Source organism: Roseobacter sp. TSBP12 (assembly GCF_009129705.1).
In the GTDB taxonomy this organism is placed as follows: domain Bacteria; phylum Pseudomonadota; class Alphaproteobacteria; order Rhodobacterales; family Rhodobacteraceae; genus Celeribacter; species Celeribacter baekdonensis_A.
The window spans coordinates 105008-123506 of record NZ_PYIB01000007.1 but is presented as its reverse complement, the minus strand read 5'-3'; the positions used below and the strand labels follow the sequence as shown (position 1 = coordinate 123506).

Here is an 18499-nt window from a genome sequence, read left to right as displayed (position 1 = left end):
CCCGCTTAGGCCACAGCCGCGCGTGCGTCCGCCAAAGCCAGCGGCAGGCGCGCGGCCAACACCTCAAGCTCCTCTGGACGGCCCACCGAAATACGGATGCAGCGGTCCAGCGGCGCGATCCCCGGCATCCGCACAAACACGCCACGCGCCGCCAAAGCGGTCAAAATCGCGCGGGCAAAGGTCCCGTCTTGGCCACAATCGACGGCGACAAAATTGGTGGCGGAGGGCAGGGACGTCAAACCGTTGTCTTGCGCGATTTGTATAATTTTAGCGCGACCCAGCGCGACCTTTCCAAGGGTTTCAGACAGGTAATCCCGATCCTCAAACGCCGCCAAAGCCCCGGCCTGCGCTATGCGATTGACGCCAAAATGGTTGCGAATTTTGTCAAAAGCAGTGGCCACAACCGGATGCGCAATGCCATAGCCAATCCGCGCGCCCGCCATGCCATAGGCCTTTGAAAAGGTACGGAACCGAATAACGCGGCGGTCAGTGACATCAATCGCGGGTCGGGTGCTTTCGGGGGCAAATTCGCTATAGGCTTCGTCCAGGATCATCAAACATCCTTCGGGCACCGCCTCTATCATGTCTTGCACAGTTTGCGCCGAATGCACCGATCCCATCGGATTGTTTGGATTGGACAAGTACACGAGCTTGGCCCCCACTTCGCGCGCCTTGGAAATCAACGCCTCCGGGTCTTCGTGATCATTTTTATAGGGCACCGTATGCAACGCGCCGCCAAACCCCGCGACATGGTAATTGAAGGTCGGATAGGAGCCCGCCGAGGTCACAACTGTTTCGCCGGGTCCGACATAAAGCCGCACGAGATTGCCCAAAAGCCCGTCGATGCCTTCGCCCACGGTGACGCTTTCTGGCGTGATGCCGTGACGCGCGGCTATCGCCAGACGCAGATCGCGGTTCTCCGGCTCACCGTATGTCCACACGCCGCTTAGGCTGGCCGTCATGGCCTCCAGCGCTTTCGGGGATGGGCCAAAGGACAATTCATTCGCGCCCAATCGGGCATCAAACGGCGCGCCGCGCAGCTCCTCCATCCGTTCCGGGGCCACGAAGGGCACGGTGGCGTGCAGGGTTTGGGCGAGCGCTGTTTGGCGTGGGTCTGTCATATCTGTCATGGCGCTTTTCCTGCCTCAACTTGATGCCTTGCGCAAGCGTCGCAACGTCAGACCTGACCTTATGCCATCTCCTTGATAGCGTAGTGGCAACAGGAGGAGCCACCATGCCCGCAACCCCCAAGACTGTCACGCTTGAGATCAAAGATCACATTGCCCATCTGACGCTCAACCGCCCGGATAAATTGAACGCAGTGTCAGAGGCTTTGGTCACCGATCTTTTGTCCGCGGTGACCGAAATCGTGGGTTCGGATGCGCGTGTGGTACTGCTCTCGGGGGCGGGCAAGGCATTTTGTGCCGGGCTTGATACCTCGAATTTCCAACGCTTCATGTCAGAGGATTTGGACGATCTGGTGATGCGGCGCACCCATGGCGATGGCAACGCGTTTCAGGCCTTTTCTCTGGCGCTTTATGATCTACCGATCCCGGTGATTGCCGCCCTCCATGGCCCCTGTTTTGGTGCGGGTCTGCAATTGGCGATCGCCGCCGATATTCGCATTGCCGCCTTTGACGCGCAGCTGTCGGTCATGGAGATGAAATGGGGGTTGGTGCCCGATATGGGTGGGATGGTTCTGTTCCCGCGGGTGCTGCGCTCGGATGTGTTGCGGCTTTTGACCTATACCCATGAGGTCGTCCTGGCGGACCGCGCCTTGGCCTACGGCCTTGTCACCCACATTGCCGAAGACGCCCACGCCCGCGCGCTTGAGATTGCCACGATGATCGCGGGCAAAAGCCCCTCAGCCATTCAGGCCGCCAAGCGGTTGATTGATGTGGCCGAAAGCCCAAATCCGCGCGCGCATATCTTGATGGAAGAAAGCCGCGAACAGCGCGCCTTGATTGGCACCAAGGATCAAATGGAAAGCGTCATGGCGCAGATGCAAAAGCGCGCGGCCAAATACGAATAAGCCTTCATTGCAGCCCAAATACTCAAAACAAAGGCCCGCCAGATGACGGGCCTTTTTTAATGGTGTCAAAGGTTTAACCGATTTCAGCGAGGCGGGCGAGAGCGGCTTTGATCTTGCCCTCTTCCTCTTCGCGCGCGGCCAGATTCTCTTGTGCCTCGGCCACGACCTCTTCGGGGGCGGAGGCGACGAAGTTCGGGTTTTTCAACCGTCCGCGCAGACCGCCAAGCTCCTTGGACAGCTTGCCCAAGACCTTTTCAAGCCGGGCTTTTTCCTCGGCAATGTCGATCACCCCTTCGAGCGGCAGGGCGAATGTGCCGCCGCCAACCGTGATGGTGATCGCGCCCTTCGGCATCGGGCCGGGGGTCAGGCTGTCAAGACGCGCGAGTTTCATGATCAACGCCTCGTTGTTGGCCCAAGCGGTTTTGCCCGCCTCGTCCAACTCGACCTGAATCATCGGGATTTTAAGCCCCGCAGGCACATGCACTTCGGCGCGCGAGGAGCGGATCGTTTCGATCAGATCAATCACCCAGTTCAACTCGCGGTCGGCCTCGGCATCGACCAGATCAAGCGACAGTTCCGGCCAATCGGAGATCGCCAACAATCTGCGCCCCGGTTTGACCGTGCCCCAGAGCTCTTCGGTGATGAACGGCATGATCGGGTGCAGCATGGTCAGGGCCTGATCCAAGACCCAGCCCATGGTTTGGCGGGTTTCGGCCAAGGTGGCGGCGTCTCCATCGTAGAACAACGGTTTCGCCAATTCGACATACCAGTCACAGAATTTGCCCCAGACAAAGGCATAGAGCGCGTTTGCCCCATCGTTGAACCGGTATTCCGCAAAGGCAGTATCGACCTCTTTGAGGACTTTCGCAGTCTCGCCGATGATCCATTTGTTCACGGTCGCAGAGGGTGTCGGGATCACGGCAGGGTCGTAGTTTTCGAACACCTCGTTCATCTCGGCAAAGCGCGCGGCGTTCCAGATCTTGGTGCCGAAGTTGCGGTAGCCTTTGATCCGATCCACCGAGAGTTTCAACACGCCGCCGATGGAGGCCATTGAGGCATTGGTGAACCGCAGCGCATCGGCACCGTATTCATCAATGATCTCAAGCGGGTCGATGACGTTGCCAGTGGTTTTTGACATCTTCTTGCCCTTCTCGTCACGGACGAGTTGGTGCAGGTAGATGGTGTGGAACGGCACTTCGTCGACCACGGCGAGTTGCATCATCATCATCCGGGCGACCCAGAAGAACAGGATGTCTTGGCCAGTGACCAAAACATCGGTCGGGAAATATTTCGACGTGCTCTCATCCCACTCGGGCCAGCCCAGCGTCCCAATTGGCCAAAGGCCCGATGAGAACCAAGTGTCGAGCACATCGGGGTCGCGCCAGACCGGGTAGACCAGTTTGGTCGGATCTTGACTGACATTATAGGCGGCGAGGCTTTCGGCGAAGGCTTCGATCGCGGCTTGGCGGCTGTCGACTTCGACGATCCGCGCATGGTTGATGGGGGTCGGCACATCGGCCAATTCGCCCTCAAACGCGGCGATCACGCCGTCAAATTCGGCGGCGCAGTGATGCACATCACCAAGATGCAACATGCCGCCTTCGGTCAACAGGCGGAACAATTCCACCTCGTCCAAGGCGCCATCGCCCTCATCGTCTTTGAAATTCGGCGCGGAGAGGTCCAAACCGTACCACACCGGGATCTGATGCCCCCACCAGAGCTGACGCGAAATGCACCAGGGTTCGATGTTTTCAAGCCAGTGGAAATACACTTTCTCACCGGACTCGGGCATGATTTTGGTGCGCCCATCGCGCACCGCATCCAACGCCGGGCCAACGATTTTTTCGGCGTCGACATACCATTGATCGGTCAGCATCGGCTCGATGACGACTTTGGAGCGGTCGCCAAAGGGCTGCATGATCGGTTTGTCTTCGACGTAGGGCACAGTCTCAGTGATCTCGGACTCCACACCTTCGTCGTCTTTGACTTTGCGCGTGACACGGGTCATCACGGCGAGGCCTTCGGCGTTGATCTCGGCGACCACGGCTTTGCGCGCCTCGAACCGGTCCAATCCGCGCAGGTGATCGGGCACAAGGTTGACGGCATCCACTTCGGCCTCGGTGAACGTTTTGCCGGCCAAAATCTCCGCCGCCAAAAGCGCGCTGTCCGTGTAAGACAGGCCATCGTCGCGCATTGCGCCACGGGTGTCCATCAATCGGTACATCGGCAAGCCGCCGCGTTTGGCGACTTGGTAGTCGTTGAAATCATGCGCGCCGGTGATTTTCACAGCGCCCGAGCCGAAGTTCATATCCGGGTAGTCGTCGGTGATGATCGGAATCAGGCGGCGGTGTTCTTTCGGTCCGACCGGAATTTCGCAAAGCTTGCCCACAATCGGCGCATAGCGCGCGTCATCCGGGTGAACGGCAACCGCGCCATCGCCCAGCATGGTTTCGGGCCGGGTGGTGGCGATGGAAATGTAATCGCGTTCCTCGGTGAAAGTGACGGTGCCGTCCTCGTCTTTTTCGACATAGGTGTAGGTCTCGCCGCCTGCCAGCGGGTATTTGAAATGCCACATATGGCCCGGCGTTTCAACGTTCTCGACTTCGAGGTCGGAAATCGCGGTCTCAAAATGTGGGTCCCAGTTGACCAGGCGTTTGCCACGATAAATCAGGCCTTTGTCGTACATGTCGACAAAGACTTTGATCACGGCGTCATGGAAATTGCCCTCTTCGCCTGCGGGGGCGCCGGGCGCGCCGGACATGGTAAAGGCGTTGCGCGACCAGTCACAGGTCGAGCCCAGACGTTTGAGTTGGTTGATGATGGTCGCGCCATATTGGCCCTTCCACTCCCAGACCTTTTCCAAAAACTCGGGGCGGGTGAAATCCGTGCGTTTTTTACCGGATTTCGCCAGTTCTTTTTCCACCATCAACTGGGTCGCAATGCCCGCGTGGTCTTGGCCGGGTTGCCAGAGCGTGTCAAAGCCCCGCATCCGGTGCCAACGGATCAAGATGTCTTGGATGGTGTTGTTAAAGGCATGGCCCACATGCAACGCGCCCGTCACGTTGGGCGGCGGGATCATAATGGTGAAGGTCTCGTCGCGGGACTTATTGGCCCCGGCTTTGAATGCTCCGGCCTTGTCCCAGGCCTCGTAAATCCGCGCTTCTGCGTCACGCGCGTCAAATGTCTTTTCCATTGCCATGTTTTCTTCGCCCAGTTCCTTTTCGCGCAGTCCCCGACTTCGCTTTGCCGTTGTTTACCGCGCGGGGGGCGCGAGGAAAAGGGAGAAACCCCGTTCATTTTCACTCGAAAGCGGGCGTATTGACCTGCTGTTAAGGCTTCTTGTGCATTCAGTAGGGCGGAACCCGAAAGGAGAAGAACCATGGGGCGAGCCCCGAAGCGTCTTCAAATCATTGCAGATCGGTTAACGCGGACGTCGTGGCACAACGGTGTCGCGATGTCTCTCTATGATCGGAGCACCGGGCGGGAGTACCATGTGGGCTCAGGCGCGCTGGACAGTCGCACGCCCTATTTCGCGACCGGGACAACCAAACTTTACACTACGGCCATTCTCCTCCAGTTGATCGAAGAGGGCAAAATCGGGTTGGACGATCCGTTTTTGACCTATCTGGGCCACGATAAGCAATATGAGGAATTGTTGGTCAGAGAAGGGGTGGATTATACGGATCGGGTGACCATCCGTCATTTGATGTCGCACACCTCGGGGTTCGGCGATTTCTTCCTCTATAAATATCAGGCGCGTACGCTCAAACATGCCATTGGTGCCGGGGTGGATACGGCATGGAGTTTCGATGAGGTGGTGCAGCGGAGCCGGTCGCACGGCGCTGTTGCCGTGCCCGGACAAAGCCGCAAGGCGCTGTATACCGACACGAATTTTCACATGCTTGGGCGGGTTATTGAGGCCATTGAGGGCGAAAATTTTGGCGAGGTGCTGCGGCGTCGGGTGATTGACCGTTTGGGCCTGACCTCCACCTATCTGTATTGCGATCCGTCTGATACGCGTCCGATCAATTTTATGTCGAAGGACCGCGAAGTGCGGGTGCCGCGCACCATGGCCTCGTTTCAGGCGGATGGTGGTATTGTCACCACCTCGCGTGAGGCGTTGATTTTTATCCGTGGTTTTTTCGAAGGCTATTTATTCGACAAACGTATTTTACCGCGACTCTATCATTGGCGACCGATGTATTTTCCCACGGAGTACGGGGTCGGCCTGATGCAAATCAAAGTGCCGTGGTGGATGTCACTGCCGCATCGGTTGAATGCACCGCCATCGCGGTTTTTCAAATCGGCACCGCGCAGTTTGGGCCATATGGGGTTGGGCGGCACCATCTGCCTTTATGCGCCGGAGGCAGGGGTCTATATTGCGGGCACGGTCAATCAACTTTTGGACCCCGCGCGATCTGTAATTGCATCAATCAAGATGATCGAAGATGTCGCTTACGGCGGGCGCGAAGATGGTGCGCATCGGCGTGGTGCGGCTCTTGTGGGGTCCCCTCCAGCCCGATAATGCGATGCGCCCGAACTCAGATGGATCGGTCGAATTTGGTCGAGAGATGGATCAGGCTCTCAATGTCTTGCACTCCGGTGATCGCGTTGATCTGATCCAGAGTTGCGTCAATGTCTTCGGTGCTGTCGCAGGCGATTTGGGCAATCAAATCAATACGCCCGGTGGAGGTTGCGACCATTTCCACCTCTGGAATGGCCTTGAGTTTGATCACGATGCCTGCAGATGTGCGCGGCGCGACCTGAATCAACACAGTGGCTTTGATCCGCCGTGAGAGCGCGACATCCCCCAGTTTGATCGTGTAGCCCGCGATCGTGCCGTTGGTTTCCATACGTTCCAGCCGGGCTTGCACGGTGGACCGGGCGACTTTGAACCGCCGGGCCAGCCGCGACACCGAGGTTGAGGAATCGGCGGCCAGCGCCATCAATATCTTTTGATCCAGATCGTCCAAGCCGACCTCCTTTGCGATGGCGCGCGCCCTTTGCGCCGTGCTGGCATTTCACGCAATGCGTAGTGTCAATTTAACCGATCATATCGTTAAATTGACCGGAGTTATGCACGTTTTTATTCTTTCTATCGAACAAATCAACATGCATATAACGGCCACTGAGTTTCAGGAACAAGGGCAGAAACGGGAGGCCAAGCGTCCCCAAATCCTGTACCTGGCCTGGTTTGGAAACCGCGTAAGTGCGATCCCAACCGGACATCCCGGGCAAGAGAGTGGCTGCGCTCTATTGGTAAAGGACAGACCAATGGGGCTCTCAAAAACCATCTGGGCCACGCCCACCGAATATCTGCGTCATCACAGCCCGGACCATCCGGTGTTGTTTTTCTCCCCCGCCATCCTGCAGGCGACCGCGCGCCGGTTTATCAAAGGATTTCCAGGGCTTGTGACCTATGCGGTCAAATCCAACCCGGATGAAACCGTGTTGGCCAATTTGGTCGCCGCAGGCGTCAAAGGCTTTGATGTGGCCTCGCCCGTCGAAATGGACACCATCGCGCGTATCGCGCCTGGGGCGCATTTGCATTACAACAACCCGGTGCGATCGCGCTCTGAAATCCGCCATGCGGTGGCGATGGGCGTGGCCTCCTATTCCGTCGACAGCCATTCCGAACTGGTCAAACTCGGCGAGCTTGTGCCCGCCAACGGCGTTGAAATTTCGGTGCGCTTCACCTTGCCGGTCGAAGGGGCGGCCTATAATTTTGGCGCGAAATTCGGTGCTAGTGTTGAGAAGGCGGTCGATTTGCTCACCTTGACGGAACAGCTTGGCTTTACCCCCTCGCTGACCTTCCACCCGGGCACACAATGCACCGACCCGCGCGCCTGGGACAGCTACATCCGCGCGGCGGCTGATATTGCCAAGGCCGCAGGGGTGAAAATTGCCCGTTTGAACGTTGGCGGCGGTTTCCCGTCGCATCGCTTGAACGAGGTGATGCCACAGTTGGAAGCCACTTTTGATCTCATCGCGCGCGTGACCAAAGAGGCCTTTGGCCCCGACGCCCCCAAACTTGTGTGCGAACCGGGTCGGGGGCTTGTGGCCGAAAGCTACAGTTTGGCGACACGGGTGAAAGCGATCCGCGATGACGCGCATGTGTTTCTCAACGATGGCGTGTATGGCGCACTGTCCGAGTTGCACTTGGTCGGCGTGATCGACCGCATCGGCGTGTTTGGCCCCTTTGCCACTCCGCGGACAGGTACATCGGTCATGCGCACGGTGTTTGGTCCGACCTGCGACAGCCTCGACAAACTGCCGTCTGACTTGGCCTTTCCGGCAGATATGGAAGAAGAGGACCATGTGATGTTTTACGGCATGGGGGCCTATTCGGTGGCGACAGCGACCAAATTCAATGGCTTTGGTCAGATCACTTTGGAAACCGTCCAAACCCACCGCTGAACCGGCGGCCCACGTCTCAAACGGTTCTTTACACACCCCGCCCCGCCGCTATCTATAAGGGGCGGGGTAATTTTGTGAGGACCAAGTGTCAGAGCGCAAAGGGATTTTTGGCAACTTAGGCCTATTGTTCAAGTTCCGCCAAAAGGTGCGGACTTCGGGTGGCGTGCATGGCCGTGGTCCGATCACCCATGTGATCATCATGGACGGAACGCTGTCGTCCCTGGAGCCGGGATTTGAGACCAACGCCGGGCTGACCTATCGGTTGTGTTCGGAGGCGGCGCAGGGCGCGAATATGTTGGTGCGCTATGAGGCGGGTATTCAATGGCGCAATTGGCGCGACACGATGGGCGTGATCGAAGGGCGCGGCATCAATCAACAGATCCGGCGCGTGTATGGCGCTTTGGCGTCGCGCTATCGCCCCGGAGATCGGATTTTTCTGTTTGGCTATTCGCGTGGCGCCTATGCGGTGCGCTCGCTGTCCGGGTTGATTGATATGCTCGGATTGCTGCGTGCCGATCAGGCCACAGAGCGCAACATCCGCACCGCCTATCGCCATTATCAAACCGCGCCGCACACGCGCGCGGCGCAGGAGTTTACCAAGGCGCATTGCCACGAGCCTATCGAGATTGCCTTTCTCGGGGTCTGGGATACGGTAGCGGCGGTGGGCCTGCATATGCCGCTTGTTTGGCGCTATTCCTCAGTGTTTCACGAATTCCACACCCAAATGCCGGCAGGCTGCGTCAAACATGTCTATCACGCGCTGGCCTATCACGAACGCCGCCGCGCCTATGCGCCTGTGTTGTTTGAAACCAACCCGGAGGCCAAGGGGCAAGTACTGCGGCAAATGTGGTTTCGTGGCACGCATGGTGACATCGGCGGGCAGCTTTCCGGTAACAACCCGGAGCGCAGACTGTCGAACAGCACCTTGGTTTGGATGTTGGACAAGGCCGAGGCGGCGGGGCTGGAGTTGCCGAAAGACTGGCGGATGCGCTATCTGGCGGACCCGCATGGGCCGTCCGTGGGCATGAACCGGGGCTGGGGCAAATTCTTTTGGCTCAGGCAAAAACGCATGGTGAAACAGGACCCGTCAGAGGTCCTGCACCCGTCGATTCGCGCTTAACCGTTCACGCCCAAATTGGCGCAAACGGCCTTGGTCAGGGTCGGGCGGTTGAGCGTATAGAAATGCAAATCCTCGACACCGCCTTGGGTCAGCGTTTCGCACAGCTTGGTGCACAGCTCGATTGAGACCGCCTGTTGATCTTCTGCCGTTTCAAACGCCTTGGCGTATTGCGCGGGCAGGGGGGTGCCACAGGCGGCGGCGAATTTTTGCACACCTTTCCAGCTTGTGATCGGGAGGATGCCGGGGATGATTGTGCCGGTGATGCCCTCCTTGGCGCAGCGGTCGCGAAAGCGGAAAAACGTATCGGCGTCGAAAAAGAACTGGGTGATGGCCGAATCTGCCCCGGCTTTGAACTTTTCCTTGAGCCAGATGATGTCGGCGCTGTCATCGGCGGCATCGGGATGCGGATCGGGGTAGGCACCGACGCGAATTTTGAAATTGCCGGTCGCGGCCAAGGCTTCGATCAACTCGACGGAGTTGGCAAAGCCGCCCGGAGCGGGGGTGAACTGGCCCGCACCTTTCGGCGGATCGCCTCGCAGCGCGACAATTTCATTGACCCCTACGGATTTGTAACTCTTTGCAATTTCAAGCGTTTCTTCGCGGGTTGCGTTCACACAGGTCAAATGCGCGGCGACGTTCCAGCCGTATTTGCGGTTCAGCAATGCCACGGCGTCATGGGTCAATTCGCGCGTGGTGCCGCCCGCGCCATAGGTCACGGAGACAAAGCCCGGCTGCATGTGTTCAAGCGCCTGCACCGTTTCAAACAGGCTGAAACAGGCTTCGATGTTCTTCGGCGGGAAGAATTCAAAAGAGATGTTGGGCGCTTGGGTCATCGTTGTGTCCTTATCAATCGGCGGCCCTTGTCTCACAGCCGTTGATGTGAGACAAATTCATAATTCTCAAGATCAACATGAGTGTCATTCACAATGCATCTCGAATTTCGCCACCTGCGTACCATCAAAGCGATTTATGAAGAAGGCGGTTTGGCGCGGGCCGCCGACCGGCTTCACATCACCCAATCGGCTCTGTCGCATCAGGTCAAAGGGCTTGAGGATCAGGCCGGAGTCGAGTTGTTTGTGCGCCGTTCAAAGCCGCTGAAGCTGTCGGCGGCGGGGATGCGGCTTTTGGCGCTGGCCGAAGAGGTCTTGCCCCGCGTTGAGGCGCTTGAGGCCGAATTTCGCGGCATTGAGGACGGCACATCCGGGCGGCTGCATATCGCGATGGAATGCCACGCCTGTTTCGATTGGCTGTTTCCGGTGCTCAATCAGTTCCGCAAGGCCTGGCCGGAGATTGACGTCGATATCCGGCAACGTCTGGCCTTTGGTGCGCTGCCGGCTTTGGAGCGCGAAGAGGTCGATCTGGTGATTTCCTCCGACCCGGACACGATCGCGGGCGTGACCTTTGTGCCGCTGTTTGATTATGCGCCGATGTGCGTGATGGCGGCAAAACACCCGCTCGCGGCCAAGCCCTATGTCGATGCCGAGGATTTTCGTGATCAAACCCTGATCACCTACCCGATGGATCGGGCACGGTTGGATGTGTTCAAAGAGTTGCTGACGCCTGCGGGGGTTGAACCCGCCACGGTGCGTCAGGTCGAATTGACCGATGTGATCCTGATGCTGGTCGCGGCGGGGCGGGGGATTTCGGTGCTGCCCGATTGGGTGATGCGCGACATACGCAGCCACCCGGATTATGCCGTACGCCCGCTGACCGCCACAGGCGTGACACGGCGGATGTATGCCGGGGTGCGCGTCGATGACGCGACCAAACCCTATATGGCCCATGTCCTGCGCATCGCCAAAACCGAAGCGGTGAAATTGCAACGGGGATGATCAGGCTTTGAGCAGGGTCTCAAATGTGCCGAAAATCATGCGTTTGCCGTCAAAGGGCATGTCACCCAAGGCGGCGATCCGTTCATCTGTTTCCATCGCCGTCATACAGGCCTCAGCCGATGCCATGTCAGGCCATTCGATAAAGGATGTCACGACTGTCTCATCCGGGCCAAGTTGAACCGCCATGGGTAGGGACGTGACCTCGCCCGGCGGTACAAATGCGCCCCATCCCTCAAACACCTGCAATGCGCCGAATTCTTTGAAAAAAGGTGCCATGCCGGTGGAAACGCGCAGATAGGCCTCTTTCTGTGCTGTTGGTACGGGAATGATCGCGATCTGAAAGTAGGACATTCAAAACCTCATTTATGGGGAATGGGAGAAAATGCGGGTATGTTACCATGTAAAAGCTGAAAGGAGACCAATTCTTTGCCCACAAACCCTTGGCAGCGCGGGTTTCGCGGCGTATACGCCCGGTTTGAACATCTCTCGACATCTCTGACCCGGAGCCCGGACCATGCAAGGCAGTGCCAATCTCAACGTTATGATCAAAGCCGCACGTAGCGCGGGGCGCTCTCTTGTGAAAGACTTCCGCGAAGTCGAGAACCTTCAGGTCTCGTCCAAGGGCGCGGGCGATTTTGTGTCCAAAGCCGATATCACCGCCGAGCAGATCATCCGCGAAATGTTGATGGAGGCACGACCGACCTATGGGTGGGTGGGCGAAGAAAGCAAACCCGTTGAGGGCAAGGATCCGACCCGTCGCTGGATCGTCGATCCGCTTGATGGCACGACAAATTTTCTGCACGGCCTGCCGCATTGGGCGGTGTCGATTGCGCTTGAGCATAAGGGTGAGATTGTATCCGCCGTGGTGTTTGACCCGGCCAAGGGCGAATTGTTCTGGGCCGAAAAGGGCAATGGTGCCTGGATGAATGACATGCGTCTGCGCGTGTCTGGTCGTTCGAAAATGATCGAGGCGATTTTTGCCACCGGCCTGCCCTTTGGCGGTCGGGCCGATTTGCCCGAAACCCTGCGCGATTTGGCGCGGGTGTTGCCGGCCTGTGCCGGTGTGCGCCGTTGGGGCGCGGCCGCGCTTGATCTCGCCTATGTGGCGGCGGGGCGCTATGACGGGTTCTGGGAGCGCCGTTTGAATTCCTGGGACATGGCGGCGGGGCTTTTGTTGGTGAAAGAGGCCGGTGGTATCGTCGAACCGCTGCACCCCGAAGGCAATGCGCTTGAGGATGGTGAAGTGATTTGCGCCAATGAGGCGTTGTTCAACCGCTTTGCCGACGTGATCCGGGCCGCCTGAGCCAGAGTCGGGTCGCGCGTGTTTACGGCGTTTCTGTACAATTTACATTTAATTAGGCTTTTACCCGTCGTGGCGTGAACAATGCCTTGGGTAAGGTCCGTTTTTCACCGGATAGGCTGTGAATTGCCCGGTATCCGCCCAATTTTCGTCGTTTTTTCATGGGAAATCGAACGGATCATTGGAGGGATAAAACCGTGACACGTCGAATTCTTAAGTCTATCCGGCACTATGTGGCCGACGAAAACGGTGCGGTGACCGTTGATTGGGTTGTTTTGGTATCGGCGATCATCGGGTTGGCGATCCCGATTATTGCACTTATTTATAAGGGTATGGATGTGTCTGCGGCGAATATCGACACGACCTTGTCAGCCATTTCAATTGTGACGAACTGATCAATTGTGACGGGCTGATCCACGGCTATCCCTTACGTTGTGAATTACCGATCCGCGGGATGATGCACGCCATCCATCCACGGCACGTCTGAGAGATCGGACGGGTTCACCCCCACAATTGCCCCGGCGTTGACCCCGTATTGCTGCGGGTTCGAGCGGCGTTGATGATGGGTGTAGATGCCACATATGCTGCAAAAATAATGTTTCGCCGTCATTGTTCCAAATTGGTAGAGGCTGAGACTCTCGCCTCTTACGACCTCGATCCCCCCCAAGGCTGCCGTCACCATAATGGCCCCGCGCCGCCGACAGAGCGAACAATCGCACCGTCGTGCGGTGTTTAACCCGTCCAAAAGCTGAACGTTGAGTTCGACCCCACCGCAATGGCAGGTCACGGTCACGGGGGTACTGAAATCTTGGGTCATTTGCGCCTTCTGACTTTGGGTACGGATGTGGGTTGGAACCGATAGCGGGCCTCAGAGTGGGGCGGTGCGCCGTCTGTGCGATCCCAAAACGCCCGCCCGCCGAGGCGCCGCCAAAGCGGATAGGTGGCAAGAATTCCGGCGATAAACCCGCCGATATGGGCCAGATAGGCCACGCCCCCGTTGCCGCTCGCGCCAACTTCGCCGACAATTTGAAAGGCAAACCAAAGCCCAAGCATCAACCATGCAGGCAGAGGGATGACTTTGAAAAAGATGATGAAAAAGAGAAAGACATCGACACGCGCCTTTGGGAACAAAAGCATATAGCCGCCTAAAACCCCGGCAATCGCGCCAGAGGCCCCGACCATCGGCACACGCGCATCCGGGGCGGCCATATATTGCGCCAGCCCGGCGGCCAGACCACAGAACAGGTAAAATCCAAGATAGCGCAGATGCCCCATCTCATCCTCAAGGTTATCGCCAAAGATCCACAAAAACAGCATGTTACCGGCAATATGCAGGACGCTGCCGTGCATGAACATGGAGGTGAGCATAGTGTAATACCCATCCCCCATGGAAATCCGTGCGGGCACCATCGCCCAGGTGGAATAGAGGCCAAGCAAGGCCCGATCATCGCCATATGAGGGCAGCATGGCCATGAACACCGCCGCGTTGAGCGCGATCAACGCATAGGTGACAAGCGCGGGGCGGCGGGAAGGGTTGTGGTCGCGAATTGGAAACATGCCGCCACTTTGATCGAGAATGAAAGCCTTTGGCAATTCATTTGCGGCAGGGCGGACGTGTTAAAAGCCAGTATCGCAATGTTGCACAGCGTTTTGCCAAAACCTGTGTGGAAGACTTTTCGCACGTGCTTTCGTTGCTCTCAAGCGCCGCTTCCCTCTTTACACTGCCCGCGCCGGCAGTATGGTCTGCCATCACAGCCCCGCGTGCCCGCGTGGTGGAATGGTAGACACATGAGACTTAAAATCTCCCGGCCGAATGGCCGTGCCGGTTCGAGTCCGGCCGCGGGCACCAAGACATTTTCGTGTTTGTGGGAGGGCCTGCCCCAGGGCAGCAGGCCGCAAGAGATGAGACCTGTAGGAATCAAATGTGATGCGCCACCTCTTCCCTCCCTTTTCCAAAACACTCCGCCGGGGCGTCGGTGCGCTTCAGTTCCTCTCGAAAAAGCCGATCCTGGATCAAATCTGTGCTGATATTGTCGCGGGATTGGTGCCGTCAAATGTACAGGGGGATCAAGGGCCAGTTTGGGTCTACATGGGGGTTCACAAGCGGTTTGGGGCAGAATGGATGCGTCGTGGTTTGAAAATAGCAGTTCAAACCGAGCAGTTTTACGACGAGTCCGGCCATCCGCTTTGGGCGTCCCGCAACCGCAGGTTTTGCAAGGCGGTGCTTTCGGCGTTGAAACGGTGCGATGTTTTGTTGGATCTCTCCGCCTCCAATGAAAGATTTTATCAAGAATATGCCCCTGATTTGGCGAATAAGATCATCTATGGGCCGCATATTTTTCCAACTGTCCCCCCTGAATTTTGTCCGGCCTCCGACCCGCGTTTGATTTTTTTCGGCGCGCTCAATGCGCGGCGCAAAGCCGCATTGGATGGATACGCAGAGCGGGCCTGTGGTCTTGACGGTCAATATTTTAATGAGGATCTGCTCACGGCGTTGCGACCCTATGCCGGAGTCTTAAACCTGCATTTTGATGCAGGCACTTATACCGAAGCACCGCGCCTATTGTCCGCCATGCGCGCGGGAAAAGTCATGGTGTCTGAGCCGCTTGCATCGGGGTTGGTTGCGGGGCAGCATTACTTTAAATTGGGCGCCGAATTTGATGAGACACAGGCGCGCGAAACCTTTGAGGCCTGTGCAACCTATCTCTGTGAAACCTATGAGTTTCAGACGTTTTTGGATGGGGTTCTGCGGGTTAACGCCGCCCTTTGAGGGCTTGTTCAATTTTGTGCAACGCGCTGAGCCACCACCGCGCTTTGACGTCCTTATAGACAAAGGGTTTGCGCACCTTGGGGTTGTCTGCCTCCAAAAAGGTTTCGGCGACCGGATAGGTGGACATGTCACGCGTTTTCATCGCTTTGATCTGGGCCGGCGTCATGTCTTTAAGGGTTTTCACATCCCTGCCCACCACACGCAGGGCGAGCTTGGCCGCAAGGGATTGGCCGCGATTGCGAAAAAACGGCACTTCGGGGCAGAAAAACACAAAAGGATGGGCCATTGTTGGCATCGGGGCGAAAAGCCTACGGGCCTGTTCGACATTGGCGGCCTCGCTATTTTGCATCTGCCAATGGGCGGCGTGCAAGCGATCAACATGCATGAGGCTGATGTCGAAATAGGCCATCCTTTTGGCGTGATTTTGGGCCGAGAGATCGTTACGCAGATCATAGAGGGACTGTTCGGGAACAGGGCGTAACAGGCGTTTGTAACGGGTTTCGCGAACGGATTTGATGAACAAAACGGAAAGAAAAGCGCGCTGCGGATCTGTTTCAAACGCGGATAGGATAGTGTCCCAATCGGATTGATCCAATGAACGCACGACCTGCGTGTCATCTTGCAAGGTCAAAAGAAGGGTCCGATCTGCGCGGTCCAAAGCGCGCTGCATATTGTAGTACAGCCCGCCGTGGCGTCCCGCTGCATCTTGCGATCCGGGTTGAACTACCATGCCTTCGGGCAGGCTTGCGAGATAGGCCAGAGTGTCGGGGTCCGTGGAGGCATCATCGAAAATGGTGAGGCGCGCGCCGGGGCAATGCCGTTGAACTGACATGACACAGTTTTGCAAATAGGCCGCGCGGTTATAGGAAAAAATTGCGATGTCCAGATCATCGAACGTCATGCGTCAGGCCCTGTGTTGCTTGTCTTTGCTCCGGGACACCATGTCAGAAAACGCGACTTTGATACAGTCCATTTCCCGACACGGATGTGCAAAATACTGCGTCCAGATCATGCGTGAATCTGGACGCGGTAGGTACAAATCGAACATTTAAGGCGCTGAGTGTTAGCTCCGCGTCCCGGCAAATTTCTCCTGCCAGTCTTCGCGGTCTTCATCGGAGATTTTGGCAAACAAATTGTCGGGGACAACGAATGTATGGCCGGGTGTCAGGGAGGATAGGCAGCCTGCGACATCTTCGGGCCAATCAAGCGCGTCAAGCGCCAGAGCCGTGTGCAATTTTCCCGACGTGTCCGGGATGAAGGGTGACGAGAGGCGCGCGTAAAGCCCGATCAGGTTAAGCCCCATGCGCACCTGCATCGCGGCCAATTCCGGGTCTTCCTTAAAGGTCGACCAAGGGGCTGCGGATTGCAGATATTCGTTGCCCGCCACCCAGATCGCACGCAGCGCATTGGCGCCTTTACGTACATCAATGGCGTCCATATGGGTTTGATAGTCAGTGACTTTTTCGGTCAAATCGGCAATCAAGGCGCGCTCTTGATCGCCGTAGTCTCCGCCCATAGGCACCTCTTCGCCAAATTTGGAGCGACAGAATTTGGTGATGCGCGACACGAAATTGCCCAGCACATCGGCCAAGTCTTTGTTCACACTGGATTGGAAATTTTCCCAGGTGAATTCGGAATCAGAGCTTTCGGGCGCATGGGACAACAGCCACCAGCGCCAGTAATCCGACGGCAGGATCGACAGCGCCTGATCCATGAACACGCCGCGTCCGCGCGAGGTGGAGAATTGCCCGCCATCATAGTTCAGATAGTTGAACGATTTGATGTAATCGACCATCTTCCACGGCTCATCCGACCCCAGCATGGTGACGGGGAAGGACAGGGTATGAAACGGCACATTGTCCTTGCCCATGAATTGCACATATCGCACATCATCAGCGCCTTTGTCGGTGCGCCACCAGCGCTCCCAAGCCGCGTCATCAAGCCCTTGTTTGGCCGCCCATTCGGCGCCACAGGCGATGTATTCGATCGGCGCATCAAACCAGACGTAGAACACTTTGCCATCCATCCCGGTCCAAGGCGCGCCCTCATATTGCACGGGAACGCCCCAGCTCAGATCACGGGTGATGCCCCGGTCTTGCAAGCCGTCGCCATCGTTGAGCCATTTTTTGGCAATCGAGGTGGTGAGCACGGGCCAATCGGTTTTGCTCTCAATCCACTCGCTCAATGCGCCGCGCATGTTCGATTGTTTGAGATAGAGGTGCTTGGTCGCACGAGTCTCAAGATCGGTTGCGCCCGAAATGGTTGAATGCGGGTTGATCAGATCGGTCGGGTCCAACTGTTTGGTGCAATTGTCGCATTGGTCGCCGCGTGCAGAGTCGTAGCCGCAGTTGGGGCAGGTGCCTTCAATGTAGCGATCAGGCAAAAAACGCCCGTCGGTGACGGAATAGACCTGGGTTTCTTCGATCACCTCAATCAACCCGCTTTCGGCCAGTTTGGAGGCCAGATGTTGGGTCAGGATTTTGTTTTGCTCGCTCGACGAACGGCCAAAATGGTCAAAGGACAGACGGAACCCCGCAGCGATCTCGGCCTGAATATCATGCATCTCGGCGCAATACTCGGCCACGGGTTTGCCCGCCTTTTGGGCGGCGATCTCGGCCGGGGTGCCGTGTTCGTCGGTGGCGCAGAGGAACAAAACCTCGTCGCCCCGCGCGCGCCGATAGCGGGCGTAAAGGTCGGCGGGCAATTGCGAGCCGACAAGGTTGCCGAGGTGCTTGATCCCATTGATATAGGGCAAGGCTGAGGTGATGAGCGTGCGTGCCATGTGCGTCGTCCGGTCTGTCCGTTGCAAAGTCTTTAGCCTCTCTAGCGCGGCTGCGGCGAAAGGGCCAGAGGGCAGCGCCTGTTCGCGGGTTTTCGCGCCATTGCGCATGGATATGTCGCAAAACCGACGTGATCAAAGGGATGCAAAGCGCCTTGGCGAAATCTCTCAGGCCAAGGGCGCGATGATTGATTGCCCTCAGGCGCGAGTACGTTAGGTTGCGCGCAAACGGGGTTGGCGGCCTGACTG

Annotated in this window: 17 protein-coding genes and 1 tRNA gene; 9 read left to right on the top strand and 9 right to left on the bottom strand. The window is 57.5% G+C overall.

Going from position 1 to position 18499, the window contains the following annotated elements; translation table 11 throughout:
- Window positions 1-5: 5 nt before the first annotated feature.
- The gene (locus C8029_RS03100; RefSeq protein ID WP_152002332.1) at window positions 6-1121 is read right to left on the bottom strand and encodes a pyridoxal phosphate-dependent aminotransferase; all 1116 of its coding nucleotides are present in this window, start codon (window positions 1119-1121) and stop codon (window positions 6-8) included.
- Window positions 1122-1234: 113 nt separating this feature from the next.
- Between C8029_RS03100 and C8029_RS03095 the strand changes: the two genes are divergently transcribed.
- Window positions 1235-2032, top strand: coding sequence for a crotonase/enoyl-CoA hydratase family protein (locus C8029_RS03095; RefSeq protein WP_152002207.1), 798 nt, complete (start codon window positions 1235-1237; stop codon window positions 2030-2032).
- 73 nt (window positions 2033-2105) lie between these two features.
- Here the strand turns inward: C8029_RS03095 and C8029_RS03090 are convergent, their stop codons facing one another.
- On the bottom strand, window positions 2106-5231 hold the full coding sequence (locus C8029_RS03090; RefSeq protein ID WP_040401882.1) for a valine--tRNA ligase: 3126 nt from the start codon (window positions 5229-5231) through the stop codon (window positions 2106-2108).
- Window positions 5232-5411: 180 nt separating this feature from the next.
- On the opposite strand from C8029_RS03090, the gene C8029_RS03085 reads away from it, so the two are divergent.
- On the top strand, window positions 5412-6557 hold the full coding sequence (locus C8029_RS03085; protein ID WP_152002206.1) for a serine hydrolase domain-containing protein: 1146 nt from the start codon (window positions 5412-5414) through the stop codon (window positions 6555-6557).
- A 16-nt stretch (window positions 6558-6573) separates the two neighbouring features.
- Here C8029_RS03085 and C8029_RS03080 read toward each other — a convergent pair whose 3' ends face one another.
- Window positions 6574-7005: an Lrp/AsnC family transcriptional regulator gene (locus C8029_RS03080; RefSeq protein WP_009571005.1), complete on the bottom strand. Its 432-nt coding sequence runs from the start codon at window positions 7003-7005 to the stop codon at window positions 6574-6576.
- A 301-nt stretch (window positions 7006-7306) separates the two neighbouring features.
- On the opposite strand from C8029_RS03080, the gene C8029_RS03075 reads away from it, so the two are divergent.
- Both C8029_RS03075 and C8029_RS03070 read left to right on the top strand, forming a co-directional pair.
- Entirely contained in the window at window positions 7307-8449 is a 1143-nt protein-coding gene (locus C8029_RS03075; RefSeq protein ID WP_009571004.1) for a type III PLP-dependent enzyme, read from the top strand.
- 85 nt (window positions 8450-8534) lie between these two features.
- Window positions 8535-9569 (top strand): T6SS phospholipase effector Tle1-like catalytic domain-containing protein, encoded by a 1035-nt coding sequence (locus C8029_RS03070; RefSeq protein ID WP_009571003.1) that lies wholly within the window; start codon window positions 8535-8537, stop codon window positions 9567-9569.
- Here C8029_RS03070 and metF read toward each other — a convergent pair.
- A complete protein-coding gene (gene metF, locus C8029_RS03065) occupies window positions 9566-10402 on the bottom strand; it encodes a methylenetetrahydrofolate reductase [NAD(P)H] (protein WP_009571002.1) in 837 nt (278 codons plus the stop codon). The genes C8029_RS03070 and metF overlap by 4 nt on opposite strands.
- Window positions 10403-10495: 93 nt before the next feature.
- On the opposite strand from metF, the gene C8029_RS03060 reads away from it, so the two are divergent.
- Window positions 10496-11401, top strand: a complete 906-nt coding sequence (locus C8029_RS03060) for a LysR family transcriptional regulator (protein ID WP_009571001.1) — start codon at window positions 10496-10498, stop codon at window positions 11399-11401.
- On the opposite strand, the gene C8029_RS03055 is transcribed toward C8029_RS03060, so the two are convergent.
- Window positions 11402-11752: a DUF1428 domain-containing protein gene (locus C8029_RS03055; RefSeq protein WP_009571000.1), complete on the bottom strand. Its 351-nt coding sequence runs from the start codon at window positions 11750-11752 to the stop codon at window positions 11402-11404.
- A gap of 163 nt (window positions 11753-11915) precedes the next feature.
- On the opposite strand from C8029_RS03055, the gene C8029_RS03050 reads away from it, so the two are divergent.
- Both C8029_RS03050 and C8029_RS03045 read left to right on the top strand, forming a co-directional pair.
- Window positions 11916-12704 carry an inositol monophosphatase family protein gene (locus C8029_RS03050; protein ID WP_152002205.1) on the top strand — a complete coding sequence of 263 codons (789 nt, stop codon included), beginning with the start codon at window positions 11916-11918 and terminating at the stop codon, window positions 12702-12704.
- A gap of 194 nt (window positions 12705-12898) precedes the next feature.
- Entirely contained in the window at window positions 12899-13096 is a 198-nt protein-coding gene (locus tag C8029_RS03045) for a hypothetical protein (protein ID WP_009570998.1), read from the top strand.
- 44 nt (window positions 13097-13140) lie between these two features.
- Here C8029_RS03045 and C8029_RS03040 read toward each other — a convergent pair whose 3' ends face one another.
- Window positions 13141-13518 carry a GFA family protein gene (locus C8029_RS03040; RefSeq protein ID WP_009570997.1) on the bottom strand — a complete coding sequence of 126 codons (378 nt, stop codon included), beginning with the start codon at window positions 13516-13518 and terminating at the stop codon, window positions 13141-13143.
- Window positions 13515-14258 carry a rhomboid family intramembrane serine protease gene (locus C8029_RS03035; protein WP_040401958.1) on the bottom strand — a complete coding sequence of 248 codons (744 nt, stop codon included), beginning with the start codon at window positions 14256-14258 and terminating at the stop codon, window positions 13515-13517. The genes C8029_RS03040 and C8029_RS03035 overlap by 4 nt, the downstream gene beginning before the upstream one ends.
- A gap of 206 nt (window positions 14259-14464) precedes the next feature.
- Between C8029_RS03035 and C8029_RS03030 the strand changes: the two genes are divergently transcribed.
- Both C8029_RS03030 and C8029_RS03025 read left to right on the top strand, forming a co-directional pair.
- Window positions 14465-14550 (top strand) — tRNA-Leu (locus C8029_RS03030).
- 78 nt (window positions 14551-14628) lie between these two features.
- Window positions 14629-15471 carry a hypothetical protein gene (locus tag C8029_RS03025; RefSeq protein WP_009570995.1) on the top strand — a complete coding sequence of 281 codons (843 nt, stop codon included), beginning with the start codon at window positions 14629-14631 and terminating at the stop codon, window positions 15469-15471.
- Here C8029_RS03025 and C8029_RS03020 read toward each other — a convergent pair.
- Together C8029_RS03020 and metG are read right to left on the bottom strand one after the other, a co-directional pair.
- Entirely contained in the window at window positions 15455-16372 is a 918-nt protein-coding gene (locus tag C8029_RS03020) for a glycosyltransferase family protein (RefSeq protein ID WP_152002204.1), read from the bottom strand. The genes C8029_RS03025 and C8029_RS03020 overlap by 17 nt on opposite strands.
- Before the next feature lie 162 nt (window positions 16373-16534).
- Window positions 16535-18253 (bottom strand): methionine--tRNA ligase, encoded by a 1719-nt coding sequence (gene metG / locus C8029_RS03015; RefSeq protein WP_152002203.1) that lies wholly within the window; start codon window positions 18251-18253, stop codon window positions 16535-16537.
- Window positions 18254-18499: the final 246 nt, after the last annotated feature.